Annotated in this window: 15 protein-coding genes and 1 tRNA gene; 3 read left to right on the top strand and 13 right to left on the bottom strand. The window is 55.5% G+C overall.

What is annotated here, in order from left to right:
* Nucleotides 1–55: 55 nt before the first annotated feature.
* A complete protein-coding gene (gene uvrB / locus ACMG4N_RS09150) occupies nucleotides 56–2074 on the bottom strand; it encodes an excinuclease ABC subunit UvrB (RefSeq protein ID WP_297762697.1) in 2019 nt (672 codons plus the stop codon).
* 553 nt (nucleotides 2075–2627) lie between these two features.
* On the opposite strand from uvrB, the gene ACMG4N_RS09145 reads away from it, so the two are divergent.
* Entirely contained in the window at nucleotides 2628–3818 is a 1191-nt protein-coding gene (locus tag ACMG4N_RS09145) for a pyridoxal phosphate-dependent aminotransferase (protein ID WP_414431353.1), read from the top strand.
* 68 nt (nucleotides 3819–3886) lie between these two features.
* Nucleotides 3887–3962: transfer RNA gene (locus ACMG4N_RS09140), tRNA-Asn, on the top strand.
* Between the two features lie 270 nt (nucleotides 3963–4232).
* Here ACMG4N_RS09140 and galE read toward each other — a convergent pair.
* The 5 genes from galE to ACMG4N_RS09115 all read right to left on the bottom strand — a co-directional run bounded on the left by galE (nucleotide 4233) and on the right by ACMG4N_RS09115 (nucleotide 10608).
* Nucleotides 4233–5249 carry a UDP-glucose 4-epimerase GalE gene (gene galE, locus ACMG4N_RS09135; protein ID WP_414431352.1) on the bottom strand — a complete coding sequence of 339 codons (1017 nt, stop codon included), beginning with the start codon at nucleotides 5247–5249 and terminating at the stop codon, nucleotides 4233–4235.
* A gap of 189 nt (nucleotides 5250–5438) precedes the next feature.
* Nucleotides 5439–6050: an adenylyl-sulfate kinase gene (cysC, locus tag ACMG4N_RS09130; protein ID WP_297762631.1), complete on the bottom strand. Its 612-nt coding sequence runs from the start codon at nucleotides 6048–6050 to the stop codon at nucleotides 5439–5441.
* Between the two features lie 93 nt (nucleotides 6051–6143).
* Entirely contained in the window at nucleotides 6144–6482 is a 339-nt protein-coding gene (locus ACMG4N_RS09125; protein WP_103916407.1) for a four helix bundle protein, read from the bottom strand.
* 240 nt (nucleotides 6483–6722) lie between these two features.
* Nucleotides 6723–8489 (bottom strand): SLC13 family permease, encoded by a 1767-nt coding sequence (locus ACMG4N_RS09120; RefSeq protein WP_414433310.1) that lies wholly within the window; start codon nucleotides 8487–8489, stop codon nucleotides 6723–6725.
* A gap of 232 nt (nucleotides 8490–8721) precedes the next feature.
* Nucleotides 8722–10608 (bottom strand): polysaccharide biosynthesis protein, encoded by a 1887-nt coding sequence (locus tag ACMG4N_RS09115; RefSeq protein ID WP_414431351.1) that lies wholly within the window; start codon nucleotides 10606–10608, stop codon nucleotides 8722–8724.
* 486 nt (nucleotides 10609–11094) lie between these two features.
* On the opposite strand from ACMG4N_RS09115, the gene ACMG4N_RS09110 reads away from it, so the two are divergent.
* Nucleotides 11095–11301: a hypothetical protein gene (locus ACMG4N_RS09110; protein ID WP_414431350.1), complete on the top strand. Its 207-nt coding sequence runs from the start codon at nucleotides 11095–11097 to the stop codon at nucleotides 11299–11301.
* A gap of 62 nt (nucleotides 11302–11363) precedes the next feature.
* Here ACMG4N_RS09110 and ACMG4N_RS09105 read toward each other — a convergent pair whose 3' ends face one another.
* From ACMG4N_RS09105 to ACMG4N_RS09075, 7 genes are all read right to left on the bottom strand, one after another.
* Nucleotides 11364–12671 carry a lipopolysaccharide biosynthesis protein gene (locus ACMG4N_RS09105; RefSeq protein ID WP_414431348.1) on the bottom strand — a complete coding sequence of 436 codons (1308 nt, stop codon included), beginning with the start codon at nucleotides 12669–12671 and terminating at the stop codon, nucleotides 11364–11366.
* Nucleotides 12672–12862: 191 nt separating this feature from the next.
* Complete coding sequence (locus ACMG4N_RS09100; protein ID WP_414431346.1) at nucleotides 12863–14044, bottom strand: DegT/DnrJ/EryC1/StrS family aminotransferase; 1182 nt, start codon at nucleotides 14042–14044, stop codon at nucleotides 12863–12865.
* A gap of 38 nt (nucleotides 14045–14082) precedes the next feature.
* Complete coding sequence (locus ACMG4N_RS09095; protein WP_414431345.1) at nucleotides 14083–14733, bottom strand: sugar transferase; 651 nt, start codon at nucleotides 14731–14733, stop codon at nucleotides 14083–14085.
* On the bottom strand, nucleotides 14702–15550 hold the full coding sequence (locus tag ACMG4N_RS09090) for a sulfotransferase family protein (protein ID WP_414431344.1): 849 nt from the start codon (nucleotides 15548–15550) through the stop codon (nucleotides 14702–14704). The genes ACMG4N_RS09095 and ACMG4N_RS09090 overlap by 32 nt, the downstream gene beginning before the upstream one ends.
* Nucleotides 15551–15561: 11 nt before the next feature.
* Nucleotides 15562–16806, bottom strand: coding sequence for a glycosyltransferase family 4 protein (locus ACMG4N_RS09085; RefSeq protein ID WP_414431343.1), 1245 nt, complete (start codon nucleotides 16804–16806; stop codon nucleotides 15562–15564).
* Nucleotides 16778–17926 (bottom strand): non-hydrolyzing UDP-N-acetylglucosamine 2-epimerase, encoded by a 1149-nt coding sequence (wecB, locus tag ACMG4N_RS09080; RefSeq protein ID WP_414431341.1) that lies wholly within the window; start codon nucleotides 17924–17926, stop codon nucleotides 16778–16780. Before wecB ends, ACMG4N_RS09085 begins: the two co-directional genes overlap by 29 nt.
* Nucleotides 17927–17929: 3 nt before the next feature.
* The gene (locus ACMG4N_RS09075; RefSeq protein ID WP_414431339.1) at nucleotides 17930–19051 is read right to left on the bottom strand and encodes an NAD-dependent epimerase/dehydratase family protein; all 1122 of its coding nucleotides are present in this window, start codon (nucleotides 19049–19051) and stop codon (nucleotides 17930–17932) included.
* Nucleotides 19052–19113: the final 62 nt, after the last annotated feature.

Genomic DNA, 19113 nt, shown 5'->3' with positions numbered 1-19113 from the left:
CTTCGCGAGGTTCGCCATGCAAGCATGGGCTCCTACAGCGGCGTTGTAGCCAGGTCTAGCGCATGAATCCAAGCTCGCGCAGCTGATGAATCCTGTCCCGTGTCGCCGCCGCGTCCTCGAATTCCAGGTTCTTGGCGTGCTCCATCATCTTGTTTTCCAGGGCCTTGATCTCACGGGCCACTTCCGCCGGGGACATGGCTTCGTATTTCGAGGCTGACTCGGCCACCTTCTTGCCCTTGTCGCCCTTGTATTTGCGGTCGAAACGGCTACCGCCGCTGTCGTCCATGATGTCGCGGACCTTCTTGTTGAGCTTCTGCGGCGTGATGCCGTGCTCCTTGTTGAAGGCTTCCTGCTTCTCGCGGCGTCGATTGGTCTCATCGATGGCCCGTTCCATGGAGCCGGTCATCTTGTCCGCATAGAGAATGGCACGGCCATCCACGTTCCGCGCTGCCCGGCCAATGGTCTGGATCAGCGAGCGATCCGAGCGCAGGAAGCCCTCCTTGTCCGCATCCAGAATGGCCACCAGTGCCACCTCGGGCATATCCAGACCCTCACGCAGCAGGTTGATGCCCACCAGCACGTCGAATTTGCCCAACCGCAGGTCGCGTATAATTTCCACCCTCTCCACCGTGTCGATGTCCGAATGCAGATAGCGCACCTTGATGCCGTGTTCGTTCAGGTATTCGGTGAGATCCTCGGCCATACGCTTGGTGAGCGTGGTCACCAGCACCCGCTGTTCCTTGGCGATGGCCTCCTTGGCCTCGCCCAGCAAGTCGTCCACCTGGGTAATCGCCGGGCGGATTTCGATCTGCGGGTCCACCAGGCCGGTAGGCCGCACCACCTGCTCCACCACCTGGCCCGCGTATTTTGCCTCGTAGGGGCCCGGCGTGGCCGACACGAACACCATCTGCGGCGCCAGACGCTCCCATTCCTCGAATTTCAGCGGCCGGTTATCCATGGCAGACGGCAGGCGGAACCCGAAGCTCACCAGGGTTTCCTTGCGCGAACGGTCGCCCTTGTACATGGCACCCAGCTGAGGAATGGTCACGTGGGACTCATCCGCGATCAGCAGGGCATTTTCCGGCAGGTAATCAAACAGGGTCGGCGGCGCATCCCCCGGCGCCCGGCCGGAGAACAGGCGGGAATAGTTTTCCACCCCGTTGCAGTAGCCCAGTTCCTGCAGCATCTCGATGTCGAAACGGGTCCGCTGTTCCAGCCGCTGGGCTTCCACCAGCTTGTTCTGTTCCTTGAGCTCGGCCAGCCGTTCAGTGAGCTCTTCCTTGATCATCTCGATCGCCTTGAGCACGGTCTCCCGGGGCGTCACGTAATGGCTCTTGGGATAGACGGTAATGCGCCCTACCCGTTTGAGTACCTCGCCGGTGAGCGGATCGAAGATGCTGATGGTTTCCACCTCGTCATCGAACAGCTCGATGCGAACCGCCTCTTTTTCCTCTTCCGCCGGAAAAATATCGATCACATCGCCGCGCACCCGGTAGGTGGCACGCCGGAAATCCATTTCATTGCGGGTGTACTGCAGCTCCGCCAGCCGCCGCAGCAGCTCGCGTTGGTCGATGCGATCACCGCGCACCAGGTGCAACACCATGGCGTGGTAGCTGGCCGGGTCACCCAGGCCGTAGATGGCAGACACGGTCGCCACGATAATGGTGTCCGGTCGCTCCAGAATGGCCTTGGTGGCGGACAGCCGCATCTGCTCGATCTGCTCGTTCACCGAGGCATCCTTTTCGATGAAGGTATCCGAGCTCGGCACATAGGCTTCTGGCTGGTAGTAGTCGTAATAGGAAACGAAGTACTCCACCGCATTCTCCGGGAAGAACTCCTTGAACTCCCCGTACAACTGGGCCGCCAGCGTCTTGTTGGGCGCCATGATGATGGTGGGCCGCCCGGTCTGCTCGATCACGTTGGCCATGGTGAAGGTCTTGCCGGACCCGGTTACCCCCAGCAGGGTCTGATGACCCAGGCCGTCGTCGATCCCTTCGATCAACTGGGCGATGGCCTTCGGCTGGTCACCGGCGGGCTGGTAATCGGAGTGAAGCTTGAAAAGGCTGTCGGACATGGAGATATCCTGGTGGCCGCCTCCCGAACCAGGAAGGCAGCAAAATCATGGTTTTAAAATCGGCAAATAGTGTAGCAGAGCCGGCGTGAATGCGCGGTGGAATAACAGCGCCAGAAACACCGGATTTCCCCCGTAGGAGATGCAGCTTGCTGAACGAATCGAGGCCGAGACCCCTGTAGGAACGGAGCGTAGCGGAGTAACGCACGTAGTTCCGTGCGGCCCGAAGGGTGAGCGTAGCGAATAATTCCTCTCGAGGGACGAACCGCGCGCAGCGCGAAACGCCCAAAGGGCGAAGGTTTTGGATGATGGCAGAGTGTCCGGCCGGTATTCACCTGGCCTGAAAGGCCCTGCGCAGATTCGTCCCCTGGAAGGGAACTCCTACAGAGGCTCTGTAGAGAGCTCGTGCCCTACAAGCCGCGCCCCGGTTGACGCGCCACCTCTCACCGGCTCCACAAGGAAATACGGGACATTTCAGCCCTGACCCGCTAAAATGCACGCCCCTTTCTGCGCCAAAAACGCAGCCAATACGACTCTTTAGACGAATGAGGAGTGCATGTCCGATATCAGCCTTTCCGACCGCGTACAACGCATCAAGCCGTCCCCTACCCTGGCCATCACCGCCAAAGCCGGTGAACTTCGCGCACAGGGAAAAGACATTATTGGGCTGGGTGCCGGTGAGCCGGATTTCGATACCCCGGATCATATCAAACAAGCCGCCATTGAAGCGATCAACGCCGGCAAGACCAAATATACCCCGGTAGACGGCACTCCCGGCCTGAAAAAGGCCATCATCGACAAGTTCAAGCGCGACAACAGCCTGGACTACGAGCCCAACCAGATCCTGGTGTCCAGCGGCGGCAAGCAGTCCTTCTTCAACATGGCCCTGGCCCTGCTGAACGACGGTGACGAAGCCATTATTCCTGCTCCCTACTGGGTCAGCTACCCGGACATGGTGCTGGTTGCCGGCGGTGTTCCCAAGGTTATCGAAACCGACGTGAACAGCCGCTTCAAGATCACCCCGGAACAGCTGGAAGCGGCGATCACGCCGAAAACCCGCCTCTTCGTGATCAACAGCCCGTCCAACCCCTCCGGCATGGCGTATTCCGTGGAAGAGCTGGCGGCCCTGGGTGAAGTGCTGAAAAAGCACCCGGACATCATCATCGCCACCGATGACATGTACGAGCACATCCTGTGGACCGGCAAGCCGTTCGTGAACATCGTCAACGCCACTCCGGAGCTGTACGACCGCACCGTGGTAATGAACGGCGTTTCCAAGGCCTACTCCATGACCGGCTGGCGCATTGGCTATGCCGGCGGCCCGCAGAAGCTGATCGCGGCCATGAAGAAGGTCCAGTCCCAGTCCACCTCCAACCCGGCCTCCATCAGCCAGGCAGCGGCAGAAGCCGCGCTGGCCGGCGATCAGGGCTGCGTGGACGAGATGGTCAAGGCATTCAAAGAGCGCCACGACTACCTCACCGCGGCACTGGATGCCCTGCCCGGCGTGAAATGCGCCCAGGGTGACGGCACCTTCTATGCCTTCCCGGACTTCTCCGAAGCGATTGCCAACCTGGACGGCGTGGAATCCGACACCGACCTGGCCGCCCTGCTGCTGGAAACCGCGGAAGTGGCGCTGGTACCCGGTTCCGCCTTCGGCGCGCCCGGCTGCATGCGCCTGTCTTTCGCCGTTGGCATGGACACGCTGAAAGAAGCCATGCGCCGCATTGAGCAAGCATTGGCTAAATAAGCAACAAACGCGCCTCCGGGGTGTTGACGACCCCGGAAGGCGTCACTAATATACGCGCCTCAAGACATTCCGCCTTAGCTCAGTTGGTAGAGCAAATGACTGTTAATCATTGGGTCGCTGGTTCGAGCCCAGCAGGCGGAGCCAAATAAGAAAAGGGCCTACCCATCGGGTAGGCCCTTTTTCTTTGCACCAATGATTGGTCGCCCTGCGGTCGACGGTTAATCATTGGTGAATTCAGCGAATTCACCTGGTTCGAGCCCAGCAGGCGGAGCCAAATAAGAGAAGGGCTTATCCATCGGGTAAGCCCTTTTTTTGTCTCAGGGTTTCAGCAATCGCGGTCGAACGACCGCTCCCACAGTGACTCTGCAGCCTCAAGCCTTGCTGGGGGAGCGGTCGTTCGACCGCGAAACCCGCTCAGCCCTTAAACCCCTCCGGGTTTTGCTCCTGCCAACGCCAGTGATCCTGGCACATAGCTTCAATGCCACGCTCGGCTTTCCAGCCCAGTATGTTTTCCGCGTAGGCGGGGTCCGCATAGCAACTGGACACATCACCCGGCCGACGCTCGACGATGTCATACGGCACCGCTTTCCCTGAGGCCTTTTCAAAAGCTGCGATCATTTCCAGTACGCTGTAACCTCGCCCGGTGCCCAGATTCACCGTCAGCAAGCCCCCCCTGTCTTCCAGCGCAGTCAACGCCGCCAGATGGCCCTGAGCCAAATCCATGACGTGAATATAATCACGCACACCGGTGCCATCCGAAGTGGGGTAATCTCCGCCAAACACATTCAACTTCTCTCGCTTGCCAACCGCCACCTGGGCAATAAAAGGCATGAGGTTATTGGGGATTCCATTGGGATCTTCCCCAATTTCACCGCTTTCATGGGCACCGGCAGGATTGAAGTAACGTAGCAGCGCGAGCCGCCAGCGGGGATCGCTGCGATAGAGATCACGCAACATATCCTCGATGTGCAGCTTGGTCGCCCCATAAGGGTTGGTCGCGCTTAAAGGAAAATCTTCCAGTATTGGCACGCTGGCCGGATCGCCATAGACCGTTGCCGAGGAGCTGAACACCATGGTCCTCACGCCGGCAGCCTCCATGGCATCCAGCAATCGCAACGTACCGGTGACATTGCAATCGTAGTAACGCAAGGGCTCGTCAACAGACTCGCCCACCGCCTTCAGCCCTGCAAAATGAATCACCGCACCAATATCATGATCAGAAAACAGGGTTTTCAGGCAATCTTCGTCACGAATATCGCCCTCAATCAGAAGCACTTTTTTGCTGGTCAGCGCCTCCACCCTTTTCAGGCTCTCCACACTACTGTTGCTGAAATTATCCAGCACCACCACATCGAAGCCTGCTTCCAGTAGCAGGAGCACGGTATGAGAGCCGATGTAACCGGCGCCGCCGGTAACCAGAATACGTTCCATGGTCTCGTCCTTAAGTCAGGCTGCAAATCAGGGCTATGGTCACACAAAGCGGAAGGAGAGTCAGGCAGGAAGGATGTAGAAACGTTGCCGTCGCAGGTGATAGCAAACAACCGCTCCCACAGAAGCCATGAATCTCAGAATCAGGCTTTGCTGTGGGAGTGATCATCCTGTTGCGATCAACCCGGAACGTTAGACAATAGCCGCGATCAGTTGCTTCACGCAGGCTTCGATATCGTTCTCGGCGGTGTTCACCACCAGCTCCGGCTTCTCCGGCGCCTCATAGGGGCTATCGATACCGGTGAATTCCTTGATGATGCCCTGGCGTGCCTTCTGGTATAGGCCCTTGGGATCGCGCTTCTCGCACTCTTCCAGCGGTGCATCCACGAACACTTCAACAAATTCGCCGTCTTCGAACAGCGCACGGGCAGAATCACGGTCAGCGCGGAACGGGCTGATAAACGCCGTCACCACGATCAGGCCTGCATCCACCATCAACTTGGCCACTTCAGACACACGACGAATATTCTCGGTGCGGTCTTCATCGCTCATGCCCAGATTCTTGTTCAGGCCATGACGCACATTATCGCCATCCAGCAAATAGGTATGCTTACCCTGCTCAGTCAGCGCCACTTCCAGCGCATTAGCCAGCGTAGACTTGCCGGAACCAGACAGACCGGTCAGCCAGATACACTTGGGCTTCTGGTCCTTGACCTTGGCACGGTCATCCTTGGTCACATTGGACTCATGCCACACCACGTGGGCTTTGGATTCGTTCGCTTTCTCTTGGTACGGGGAAGACATAATTACCTCTCTGTTCAAAGGGCAGCTACAAGCCTCAAGCTACAAGCTGCAAGGAAAAACACACCGGACTGCAAGCCCGGCACCACTATTCAATCATTGCATCGTTCGGATAATCGCGAACAACATTCTCGACAGTTGCTCTACTTCATCAATCCATCGACTACCGACATCTTCAGGGATGTACCCGATTCGACTGCCAATATGTACTTGTGTCCGTAATTCGCCAGCGGAACCCTTTGCGTAATTCAGAAACAGGGCTTTCTCTCGATCAGAGTGTCGCTCATAACCCTCAGCAATGTTCGAAGGCAACGATAGCGACGATCTTGTTATCTGATCTCGGAACCCAAAATCACGGTGACCCGCAAAGTGTTCATAAACCTCAACGCTCAGCTCCACCGAACGCTGCCATACCTCCAACTTTTCAAACCGCATCCTTGCTCCTTAAAACTCCCGTCCCTGGGAACTTTCCAGATTACCCCAATCGAATTTTGTAGCTTGTAGCTTGTAGCTTGTAGCTTGTAGCTTGTAGCTTGTAGCTTGTAGCTTGTAGCTTGTAGCTTGTAGCTTGTAGCTTGTAGCTTGTAGCTTGTAGCTTGTAGCTTGTAGCTTGTAGCTTGTAGCTTGTAGCTTGTAGCTTGTAGCTTGTAGCTCGTAGCTCGAACCTCGCGACTATTAAAACCCCCAGACAAGGGGAATCACCGTCAACGTAATCACCGCCACCACCACACTCATCGGAAAGCCGATCTTCAGGTAATCGCGGAAGGTATAGCCGCCTGGGCCCATGACCATCAGATTGGTCTGGTAGCCCAGCGGGGTCATGAAGCTTGCTGAAGCAGCAAACATTACCGCGACAATGAATGGCATAGGGCTCACGCCCAGTTGTTCCGCAACGCCCAAAGCGATGGGGAAAACCAGCACGGCGGCCGCGTTATTGGTGATCATCTCCGTGAACATGGCGGTCAGCAGGTAGACAATCACCAACGCCATCCACGGGGAAAGGCCACTTTCCGGTATCACCTGCTCCACAATCCATGCGGCTGCGCCACTGCTTTCCATCGCTCGGCCCAGCGCAAAAGAGGCACCGATTACCACCAGTACCGGCAGATTCACGCTCACGTTCATGCGTGAGCGGTTTACCGTCACACAGCGTGTAACCAGTAGCAGACCTGCGGCGAGCATGGCCGCTTCCAGGGTCGACGCCAGCCCCAGTACATTCGCCATCACCATGGCCACCAGCACGCCGACCGCAACCGGCGCGCGGCGGAAATCCGGTGGCGTGGAATCCTTGAGCGGACTGACCAGCATGAAATCCCGGCGGTAACGATACTGCTCCACAAACTGCTCGCCGGTTTCCAGCAGCAGGGTATCACCCACCTTCAACACCAGCTCCCCCACCTTGCCAGGCAAGCGCTGGCCGCTGCGGCTTATACTGAGAATGGCGGCCTGGTACCGGGTACGGAAGCCCGTTTCCTTTACCGTCTTACCGATACCCGGGAACTCCGGGCTCAACACCACTTCCACCAGATGCCGCTGGTGATTGTTCAGCGCCAGCTTGTGCGCCCCACCATGGGCCGACTGCAGGCCATTGATTCGCTGCAATTCCCGGGCACACTCCGGCACCCCCACAAAGGCCAACAGATCCCCTTCCTGCAGGGTCATCTCCGGGCCTACCGCCGGAAACAGACGCTCGCCACGCTGGATCTCGGTGAGATAGCCATAAGTCAGATTACGCAACCCGGCGTCCTGAATGGAGCGCCCCGCCAGAGGGCTACCCTTCGCTACCAGCATTTCCACATGGTATTCGCGGCCATGCTCCCACTGTTCCACCATGCCCTCACGCTCAGGCAGGAGAAAACGACCAACCAGCAGCAGAAACAGCGAGCCACCCAGCAATACCGGGATCCCTACCCAGGCCACATCAAAGATCCCGAACGCCTCCATGCCTCTTTCCTGGACCAGGCCATCCACAACAAGGTTGGTGCTGGTGCCGATCAAGGTACAGGTGCCACCAAGAATGGCCGCATAGCTCAGCGGCAGCAGCAGCTTAGACGCAGACAGGCGCAGGCGCTGGGCCCATTCCTGCACCGCCGGAATCATCATCGCCACCACAGTGGTGTTATTCAGGAAAGCACTCAGCAGAGAAGCTGGCGCCACCAGCCGCAACTGGCTGGCAAACACGGATTTCGGCTGGCCCAGCAGTCGGTGCGCCACCCAATAAATGGCACCGGTATCACGCAAGGCGGCCGCCACCACATAGAGCGCGGCAATGGTCATCAACCCCGGGTTGGCAAAGCCGGACAGCGCCTCGCCGGGAGACACCACCCCGGTCACCAGCACCATCACCAGCGCAGCCATCATGGTGATATCCGCAGGCACCCGATTACTGGCCAGCGCTCCCAGCACCGAAGCCACAATCAGCAGCGTTATCACGATATCCATATTCACGGGGCGAATTCCCTCAGAAGGCCAACGGGGCCATGGGTTGCGCAGAAAAAGGGCATTTTACAGGGAAAAGGACATATAAAAAGGGGCGGGCTAGTTCAAAATCTTATAAGGAAAGAGGCCCGGAGTCCGCCAAACTAACCCGTTGGAGCCTCTCTCGCACGGCGAAAAGGTCATCAACCTTGTGCCTTCGCCTTGCGAGCGAGGCTCCAACAATGTGAAAAGCCGACTAGTCCGCCAGAGCCCGGTTATCCGACACCAGCCTGGGCAACTCCCGGGTCTGCATGCTTTCCAGCGAACGACTGCCATTAGTACCCGGCTGGTAGCCAGCCACATAACTGCGCAGCAGCGCTTTAAGGGCGTTCTTGTCGCCTTTCTCCAGGGCCTTGCGGAACGACTCCAGCGCAAACTGGATTTCATCCCAGCTCAGCCTCTCTTCGGTGGCCTGCATGATCATTTCATGCTCCGTGCCCACACTACACTCACCGATCAGCAGCTCCTCATAGAGCTTTTCGCCCGGGCGCAGGCCGGTAAAGGCAAGCTCGATATCCCCGTTGGGGGTCTCGTCGTCCTTCACAGACAGCCCCATCAGGTGAACCATGGTCCGCGCCAGATCCACGATCCGAACCGGCTCCCCCATATCCAGCACAAACACCTCGCCGCCTTTAGCCATAGCACCAGCCTGAATCACCAATTGGGAGGCTTCGGGGATAGTCATGAAATAACGGATCACGTCCGGGTGTGTCACCGTCAGCGGCCCACCGCGCTGAATCTGGTCACGGAACAAAGGCACCACCGAGCCGGAGGAGCCCAGCACATTACCAAAGCGCACCATGGAAAAAACCGTCTCGGAGCCCCGGTCCGCCATGCCCTGCAGCACCATCTCGGCAAAACGTTTCGTCGCCCCCATCACGTTGGTGGGGCGTACTGCCTTGTCAGTAGACACAAGAATAAAGTGCTTCACCCCGGCCGCTTCTGCGCCCTGGGCTGCTTCCAGCGTGCCGAGAATATTATTACGCACCCCCGCCGAGGGGTTCGCTTCCACAATCGGCACATGCTTGTAGGCCGCAGCGTGGTAAACCGTATCCACCCGGAACTCCCGGCACACCCGCTCGATATGCCCCCGGTTCACCACCGAGCCCAGCATGGGAAACAGGTCTACCTGAAGCCCTTTGGCGTCGATATACGCCGCCATCTCTTTCTCAATGGCGTACAGGCTCAACTCGCTCTGCTCAAACAGAATCAGGCAAGAGGGCTTCAATTTCAGAATCTGGCGACACAACTCGCTGCCGATAGAACCACCGGCACCGGTGACCAACACATGCTTGCCGCTGATACAGCGATGCAGCAACTCCTGCTTGGGCGGCACCGAATCCCGACCCAGCAGGTCCTCAATGGACACATCCTTGATTTCTTCGATACGCGCCTTGCCGCTGGCAATATCGGAAAAGGCAGGCACCGTCTGCACCTTCACGTTCAGGGTTTCCAGCCAGCGCACAATAGCCATTCGCTGAGAGCGGCTCAGCGAGGGCACCGCCAGCAATACCGATGTCACCTTGCCGCGACGGCAGGCCTTCTCCAGCGCCTTGCGATCCACCACCGGCACCCCAGCCAGCAGGGTGCCCTGCTTGTTGTAGGCATCATCCACCACCATGGCGGCGAACATCTCGGCGCTGGACTGCAAACCCGCAACAAGCTGGGCACCAGCCCCACCGGCACCAAACACGGCCACAGGCTGACGATTCAACGCGCCGCCCAGCACATACACCAGGAACCGGCGCATCAAGAAACGGCTACCCCCCAGGTACAACAGGGCAAGCATACCCCAGATCAGGAACACTGATCGGGGTACCGTTGCATCCGGAATCATGTAGGAGGCAGCAGCCAGCACGACCACAGAAGCAAACACCCCGGTCAGCATTGACCACGCCACTTCTGCCCCGAGATAGCGCACGATCGACTTATAGAACCCCGACAAATACAGCGCCGGAATCAACACCACCGGTGCAGCAAAGGAAAGCCAGAAATCATGAATCGGGGGGGCGAATGCGTTGAAACGAAGCGAAAAGGCCAACCAGACCAGCAAGGGAGCTGCCACCAGGTCAGACAGCAACATCACGGCACGCTTGGAGCGGCGAGAGAGGGAAATCAGTCGGTGAACTGAAGGGTACAATAACTTAGAAGGCATCGGGTCCATCCATGTGACCAAGAAGGCCAGCGGCAGCGCAAATTCTAGCCGATCTAATGTGACAGAAATCACACTCCTGAATCGGGAGAGCATTATAAGCGCTTTTTAGCATTATCCAATGGTCATTGGTCTTGTGAATGCAGTTCAAAGCGGGAATTTAACGTCTATCTAATCATTTCGAGCCAGAAATATCCCTGAACGCATCGACGATATCGCAGGATTTTGCGATTGATTACAACCAGTCGAGCCGACTCAGTAGCCGAGGCAGAGGCAAACGCTTACAAAAGCACGCGCTCTTGGCTGACAGTTATCGCACCAAACGCACGCTAGCCTAAGCAAAAAAACACGTATTTATTTGTTGCGCAACAAGCCAACAACTCAGATAAGGCCAAACCCATTCTTTGAGGCCCTCTCATGCCCTTGTATCGTGCCAGCTTCCGCCATACCTTTAGCAACGGAGATACCGTGGAGCTCACCTCCTCCCCCTACCCCGCCAATAGCTGGGACAATGCGCGCCAGCTGGCAGAGGCCTTCGGCTATGAAGATGTGCGAATTGCAGTTGCTGACCACCACCAACATGGCACCCGAACGGAATATCCCATGCTGACGGCAGTGGAATAAAGCCTTCATGGCAAAGCACGACACTCTAATGCCCTTGGCAAGATCAGATTAATCCTCACTATCTAAGAGCCATTACCACCACGGATTCCCAGAAGTGCCAACCAGTTAGGGCCAGGCAAAGTCCAAATTCCAAGCTTCAACCAGACAAAACACATCGCTGCGAGATTCTGAGCTACCAACACAAAAGCCAATGCCAATGCTGCCCCCAGTGCACCGAACAAGGGTGTCAGGCTAAAGAAACCCAGTAAGCCCATGGTGCTACAGACAATCGCGATGTTTCGCATGTAGCGCTCATAACCGGTCATGTTGAGGAGAAAACCCACCGAGCCCGTCGCCACATTCACCAACTGTGCCAAGGCTATGATGCGCAGCAAAGTAGCGGCAGGAGCAAACCCTTCGCCCAGCAGACCCAGCACCCATTCGGGCACCAACAGGCATAGCAACAGAAATGGTGCCGCCAGCACGATACCAAGAAGAGCACCACTACGGGCCAGCTTGCCGAGACCATCCATCTTTCCCTGGTGATAGAGACTGGCAAAACGAGGAGGAAAAATAGCGTTGATAACCATCAGCACAAAGCCAACGGAAATGGCTATTTGCTGCGCTGATTTGAACAGGCCCATTTCCTCGCTACCCAGGAACTTACCCGCAATCATGATACTGAGCGCCGACTGCATAAATGCCGCCAACCCCATAATGAAAAAAGCTTGTGATGTGACACGAAATTCCGTCTTATCAGCAACATCAAGCCCCCTGACACCTTGCTCTCTTTGATGGCTTCTTAACCAAAAAACGGCATGTAAGCCACCATGCAGGGCTACCAAAACCGCAGCCACAGCATACGCCCATCCAATATAAGCAATATCTTGCTTACCACCAGGGAGAACATAAGGAACAAGTAGAATCAGAGCACCAGCGACAAGAGAGATTGAACCATTTTCAAGAAATGCGGCCGTTGCGGGTTTGCGAATACCTTTGAAGAACCCAGTCAGTAAAAACGCCCAAGTGTAGAAAGGAACCGCCAATCCGATACCCAGCAAAACACTTGCCAGAGACGACATAGCAAAGAAATGCTCTATCGGGTAGCGAAAAACAATCAACAGGATAGACAATGGAAGACTAATCACCAAGCTTCGCCGGACTGCCCAATTGAGATAGCTACGCACCTGGGGAGAGTCTGCTTCACGGCCAACAAAACGCATGAGGGCATTGTCCATACCCCGCCTGCCAATGATCCCTGAGCCCAACAAAATACTCTGGGCCAACGCGAACACCCCAACCCCTTCAGGCCCATATAACCGGCCAACAACAACGACTAAAGCTAATGCACCAAGAGCAGACACAGCTTTCGCCAGGAAGGTACGAATCAACGCCCTACCCGTATCGCTACGCAAACGACTCTGAAAGGAAGACAACAAGGGGCGGATAACGAAGTCCTCTAGAAAAACGGGGGGAGTACAGCATCCCCATAATGTTATGGGGTTATCGAAGCTGACTTATATGCATACTAATGAAAAACTGCGGCGCCTCTGAACCATATTATGGCTTGAGCCCGTCGACTTTACTCCTTTTTATCCGCTAACTGCATAACCGATTTTAAAGCATCAATTGTTTTGTCAATTTCATCTTGTTCAAGTGTGGGATGAACCAGAAACATCAGGGAATTTTCTCCCAACTTACGTGCCACTGGTAAACGTTCCTTTGGTGCAAGACCTCGATCACTAAAAGCCTTCTCCAGATAAACCTCTGAACAGGAGCCAGAAAAACACGGAACACCCTCCGCAACAATCGCATTCATAATGCGGTCTCTGTCCCAGCCATCGGACAGCTTGCTCTCTTCCACGAAGACATAACATTTATACGCAGCATGGCCAATGTGCGCAGGCACAGAAGGAACATACAGTCCCGGGAGGGCTGCCGCAGTTTCCCAGACAGCGGCACAATGTTCCTGGCGTGCTGCTGTCCAATCCGGCATTCGCGAAAGCTGAATTCGACCAATTGCCGCCTGCAACTCCGTCATTCGCCAGTTTGTACCCACAGACTCGTGCAACCAGCGAAACCCCGGAGGGTGCTCTCGTTCATATACGGCATCCCAGCTCTTGCCATGGTCCTTGAAGCTCCACATGCGAGACCATAAGTCGCGGTCGCTAACCGTAACCATGCCACCCTCACCACCGGTGGTCATGATCTTGTCTTGGCAGAACGACCAGCAGCCTACATGGCCAAGGCCGCCAACAGGCTTGCCCTTATAAGTCGCACCATGGGCCTGAGCACAATCCTCAATCACAAAAAGCCCGTGCTCATCGGCTAAATTCATCATGCCATCCATGTCACAAGGCCAACCTGCCAGGTGAACACAGATAACCGCTTTGGTCTTGGGCGACAACACTGCCGCTACGGTTTCCAGGGTGATGTTTTGGGTGTCAGCATCCACATCGGCAAAAACAGGAGTTGCCCCGGCGTTGATCACCGCTGTTGCTGACGCCAGGAATGTGCGGGGAGTCACCACGACTTCATCCCCTTCGCCGATACCCAGCCCTTTCAAGGCAAGATCGAGAGCCACGGTGCCATTGGCCACAGCAATGGCATATTCTGTGCCGGCGAAGTCCGCAAATTCCCTCTCGAATTCACGACATTCCTGTCCCGTCCAGTAATTCACCTTGTTGGAAAGCAACACACGCTGTATCGCATCAGCTTCTTCCCGGGTGTAAGAAGGCCAGGGAGAGAAAGGACCGTTAAGCATAAAATTGTCTCTGTTGTGCAATCAGTAAGTTATGGCCGTCAGCCCGAAACAGTCACAAGTATGTAACGCAAATCGCCAAGAAAAGACCACTCACGAATATACTGCAGATTAATCTGTACCTTATCGGGATAAATCACTTCGCGGTTATACTGCTCGGGGTCGTCCTGCGCAGCCAGGATTTCCTCTTCATCACGATATTTCAACGTCGCAGGCCCAGTGATGCCGGGGCGTAAAGACAGTACAGCCCTCTCCACACCAGTCAGCTTGTCAGCATATCCGGGCACATCCGGGCGCGGCCCGACAAAGCTCATGTGACCCAGCAGAACATTCCAAAGCTGCGGCAACTCGTCAATTTTGGTTTTTCGGAAAAAACGTCCGAGGGGCGTAATCCGGGGATCACCGGAACGCGTCACTGTAGTAGTGGTTCTGCTATCCGGCCGCATGGTTTTGATCTTTACCACACGAATGATATTGCCATCCTTGCCCACGCGGTTCTGAATAAAAAACCCGTTGCTGCGTGTATCCAGCGACGCCGCCAGGAAAGCAATCAGGATCAACCACCATGAAACGAGAAGCCCCAGCAAGGCCGCGGAAAAGTCAAAAGTACGCTTTATCATCGCCTGCGAAGGTGTCAGTGAAGGCGCCATATATTCCATTTCAGAGATAGCCATAACGTTTAAGCGTTTCACCCGTTAATGCTTCCAGGCGAGCCACTTCCTCCTCACCCAACGCTTTTCGCCCTTTACCAAGGCTGCCATTGGAAACTCCAGCTACAGCAGCCTGAATCAAATCTGACGGAGCCTTATAACCAAGAAAATCGAATATTCTCTCTAATTCCGGAGCCGGATCAGAAACAAAATCCTCGTAACGAACCCGAATTACCCTCTCCGGTTCAATTTGAGCAAGATCACTGTCGGCCTTCTCAACGCAACGTTGCCATTGAAGGGCGCAGACCTCATTCAGGGTATGCTTCTCAAGAATCTCATCCATGTTATCGAGTTTCGGCCCCCAGAATGCCAAGCGCTTCTCCCGGGAGAACACTCGATAAATGCGACTCCAGAAATAGCGCAATCCGTAGTACGGCAAATCCGTCAACGGCACAAACCGGACCTTTTCCATAAGGTAGGGAATGTCCAGCTTGGCCGTCCAACGTAATTTGGCTGAACCCGTAGCATCAATACCATCACGGTAAATATAGACGTAACGAGCCTCGGGCAGCACCTTGTTTATGAAAGGAACGCGTAAACAGCTGGCACAGGTTTTCTCCACCACGATCCGGGCATTCTGCGTACGCCGAATGTCCTCGAAGCGAGCCCTGATATAAGCCGCTGCAGCCGGTGTCGCCCTGTCTGCGGGGATCTCATCGGACGGATACCGGACATTACCGTGACGCCAGATATAATTGATTTCATCACAGGGCCAGGTGCCAATACCGTCAAAAGAAGTGAGCACATCACGCAGCATGTTGGTGCCCGATCTGGGTGCACCGATAATTACCAGATCCATATTTTGCATCATCAATTCTTGTCCACGGGTCTAACCAGCGAAGCCCAGCGGGCCAACACCACTTCCGGTGAAAATGCCTGCTCAGCAAGGCCGGCAGCATTTTCCTTCATCTTCTGTAGTTGCTTATCGTCATCAGCCAAACGGGCAATTGCCTGTGCCAGTTCATCTGCATCGCCGCCCTGCACCGCCAATCCGGCGCTATTCTCAACAATATCTGCAGCCAGGCGGCTTTCTGGCTCCACCGCCACCAACACCGGGCAACCTTGCTCCAGGTATGTCATGGTCTTGCTGGGATAGGCATACCGGTACAGCTCCGGGACCAGGCTGACAAACCCTGCGCCAGCCTTTTTCATGGCAGCTTTCGCAACAGATACAGAGAGGTGACCCACGAAAGAAACCCGGGCACCACTCTCGGCGGCCTGCTTTTCCAGAGCCGCTTTTTCCGTTCCTTCACCCATCATCAACAAGCGAATGTCTGATCGCTCGCAAAGTTGTGCCATGGCGTTCATGAGCACATCCAGGCCCTGGAAACGACCGATGTTACCGGCGAAAAGCAGCACAAAGGGCTCATTCGGCCATGGGAATGGCAGATCACCCACAGCTTCGGACTCGGAAGGCAAGCTGAAATTATTAATCACGGCAGTCTGCGGAACAGCGCCCGACTCAGAGCGCCGATCAAGGCTGTCAGCCATGTCCTGTGACAACACCACAACAGGATTGGCCTGCCGGCATGTCCAGGCATCCATTCGTGCGAGCAGATGATATACCGCTGGGTTGCGAAACTCTCCGGATATCCGGCCAATTTCAGGGTGAACATCCATGCAGTGATACACAAATCTTGCACCGGAAAGGCGCGCCGCAAGTGCCGTAAACCAGCCAGCCAGCACCGGCGGAGAGGTTGAGACCATAATGACGTCATAGCGCCGCAGAAGTACCGCACGAATGAAAATGCCCAGCCCAAGTCGCAGGGCATTAAGCATCCGTATCAACGGCCGACCCGCCTCTGAAGGCAGAGTCATACGGTAGACGGTAGCACCATCAACAACTTCCTTGGCCGGCTGCTTTTCATTATCAAGCCCGGCCTTGTAGGAAGGCTGGGATGACAGCACGTCGACATGATGCCCCTCACCCACCCAACGACGTACGATCGCGCGCAACATGGATGCATAAGGGGGCGTGTCAGGCCAGTAATAGCGATGTATCGCCAGAACTTTCAGGCCATCGGCCTCAGTTCCAGTCATACCGGCTGAACTCATCCATATTTTTCCAATGACTGGCCAGCTTGGCCGTCCCGGTGATCAGTCGTACTACGCGCTCTGAAACATTGCGTATCTTGTAGGCTTCAGGGGTTTCGCGCTCTGTTCCAGAGAAAATATCCCGTGATGCAGTAGCAATACGCACACCGTCAATCAGCACCTCTTTGTCCAGCCCGGTCAACGCAATAGCCCCCGTGTCCAGCGCTTCAGGGCGCTCAATGGAACGGCGCAGAGTTACCGCAGGGAAGTCGAGAATAGAGGATTCCTCGCTGATGGTGCCGCTATCAGAAATGGCACAAAAAGCTGTCATTTGCAGCTTGTTATAATCAAAGAACCCGAACGGCTTCAGGAAGCGAATTGCCTCACTGTCATCCGCCAGACCCAGTTTCTCCAGGCGATTACGGGTGCGGGGATGCGTGGATACCACCACCGGAAACCCGAACTCTTCGTGAAGAGCCTGCAAGGCTTCAACCACCTTCTTCAGGTTCTCACGGCTGTCCACATTTTCTTCCCGATGAACGCTGACAATAAAGAAGCGGCCTTCTTCCAGCCCCAATCGCTCGAGGATGTCTGATTGCTGGATACTTGGCAGGGAGTGCTCAAGCACCTCACGCATTGGGGAACCAGTAAGATAAATAAACCGGTGTGACAAGCCTTCACTGATCAAGTGCCGACGCGCATGTTCTGTGTAAACCAGGTTGAAATCAGCCAGGTGGTCAACCAGTTTACGGTTAATTTCTTCCGGCACATTGGCGTCAAAGCTGCGATTGCCTGCTTCCATATGGTAAGTGGGGATCTTCATACGCTTGGCCATAAGCGTGGCCGTAGCACTATTGGTATCACCCAGAACCAGCACTGCATCGGGCTTTTCCTTCAGCAGAACCTCTTCCGTCTTGATAAGGATCTCACCCAGGCTTCGCCCCAGTGAAGAGGTGTCAACATTCAGGAAATGATCAGGCTTGCGGACGCCGAGCTCCTCGAAGAAAACATCATTCAGCTCGTAATCGTAATTCTGACCGGTATGGACGATCTTGTGATCCACAACCTGATCCAGCGCCGCCATCACACGGGCAAGGCGAATAATTTCCGGGCGTGTACCCAGAATCGTCATTACTTTCATCAATCAGCTCTCCTGATCCTGAAGGACCGGCAGGAAATAGGTGTCTGGCGATTCAGGGTCGAAAATCTCATGGCTCCAGAACAAGGTCATCAGCTCACCGTCACCCACATTGGTAATGCTATGTGTGTGTAGTGTCGGCATATCGATATAAACTGGCTCATCACCTGAAACCCGGAATTCCTTTACTTCATCATCAAATAACCGGCGCAAGCGAATCACGGCTTCACCACGAATCACCAGAAAACGCTCAACTTTACCGAAGTGAAAATGGTTACCCCGGGTAATACCCGGCTTCGTGGTTGAAAGGAATGCCTGCCCGCCATTATCTGCTTTTACGGCCTCAAACAATGAGCCGCGGTTGTCCGTATGCAGCGTAAGCTCACAAGGATAGTGAGCCGGATACAAGAATGAGCGCAGGGTATTAAACAACTGCAGATCGAATGCATCGCGCAGGTCTGGCACCACGTGCCCTGTATAGCTGGCATGCATGGCTGAAAGCTTGCCCGCGACTTCCGCAGCAGAGATAACCCGCCCTTTCAGACGCATTTCACCGGTCTGCCCGCGCTCCACAGACTCGACAATGCGTGCGCAAATATCCTGAGCGTGGAGCAATTCCAGCATACCCCCAGCATTGATCGACAGAGGCTCGCCATCGACAATCTGTTGGCAGAAAGTAAAGACAGCAGAATTATAGAAGGGGCGCCCACCTTCACCGAAGACATGCGGCAATACCAGTTCCGAATAGCGAGCGCCATGTGCCTCTGCCCATTCCTGAAAAACCCGACCTGCTCCTGCCTTTCCGCGACCATAAGCGTTGTCGCGCTCTTTATGAATGGTATTGCTATAGAGCAGATGCGGTTTGCCACCGACCCTGACGAGCGAATCAACCAGTCGATTGGCCAGGTTGATATTACCCTGTTCCAGTTCGTCGTCATCTGCCCGGTTGATGCCTGCACAGTGAACCACCGCATCAGCACCAGCCAGGGCGGCATCAAGCACGGCATCATCATTGAATGCCTGCCGATCCAAAGCAACAACGGTGTCTTTCCAACCGTCCAGCACACTCAAGTGACACTGCAAATGCCAGCCCAACAAGCCGGCAGCACCGGTAATTACCGTTTTCATAAAAACTCCTTCTTTCTCATCCAGCCCATATCTCAGTAGGAGCTATGCTTTCATGGCGAACC

This window comes from Alcanivorax sp. IL2 (genome assembly GCF_047495475.1).
Taxonomy (GTDB): Bacteria; Pseudomonadota; Gammaproteobacteria; order Pseudomonadales; family Alcanivoracaceae; genus Alcanivorax.
This window is presented reverse-complemented; position numbering and strand designations above follow the sequence as displayed.

What these genes read in the sequence shown, in the direction of transcription:
- ACMG4N_RS09115 (WP_414431351.1), bottom strand. Translation starts at nt 10,608, where the DNA reads ATGTTGCTGTCTGACCTGGTGGCAGCTCCCTTGCTGGTCTGGTTGGCC.
- ACMG4N_RS09075 (WP_414431339.1), bottom strand. Translation starts at nt 19,051, where the DNA reads ATGAAAACGGTAATTACCGGTGCTGCCGGCTTGTTGGGCTGGCATTTG.
- cysC (WP_297762631.1), bottom strand. Translation starts at nt 6,050, where the DNA reads ATGTCTTCCCCGTACCAAGAGAAAGCGAACGAATCCAAAGCCCACGTG.
- ACMG4N_RS09120 (WP_414433310.1), bottom strand. Translation starts at nt 8,489, where the DNA reads ATGGATATCGTGATAACGCTGCTGATTGTGGCTTCGGTGCTGGGAGCG.
- wecB (WP_414431341.1), bottom strand. Translation starts at nt 17,926, where the DNA reads ATGAAAGTAATGACGATTCTGGGTACACGCCCGGAAATTATTCGCCTT.
- ACMG4N_RS09100 (WP_414431346.1), bottom strand. Translation starts at nt 14,044, where the DNA reads ATGCTTAACGGTCCTTTCTCTCCCTGGCCTTCTTACACCCGGGAAGAA.
- uvrB (WP_297762697.1), bottom strand. Translation starts at nt 2,074, where the DNA reads ATGTCCGACAGCCTTTTCAAGCTTCACTCCGATTACCAGCCCGCCGGT.
- ACMG4N_RS09085 (WP_414431343.1), bottom strand. Translation starts at nt 16,806, where the DNA reads ATGAGTTCAGCCGGTATGACTGGAACTGAGGCCGATGGCCTGAAAGTT.
- ACMG4N_RS09145 (WP_414431353.1), top strand. Translation starts at nt 2,628, where the DNA reads ATGTCCGATATCAGCCTTTCCGACCGCGTACAACGCATCAAGCCGTCC.
- ACMG4N_RS09110 (WP_414431350.1), top strand. Translation starts at nt 11,095, where the DNA reads ATGCCCTTGTATCGTGCCAGCTTCCGCCATACCTTTAGCAACGGAGAT.
- ACMG4N_RS09090 (WP_414431344.1), bottom strand. Translation starts at nt 15,550, where the DNA reads ATGGATCTGGTAATTATCGGTGCACCCAGATCGGGCACCAACATGCTG.
- ACMG4N_RS09125 (WP_103916407.1), bottom strand. Translation starts at nt 6,482, where the DNA reads ATGCGGTTTGAAAAGTTGGAGGTATGGCAGCGTTCGGTGGAGCTGAGC.
- galE (WP_414431352.1), bottom strand. Translation starts at nt 5,249, where the DNA reads ATGGAACGTATTCTGGTTACCGGCGGCGCCGGTTACATCGGCTCTCAT.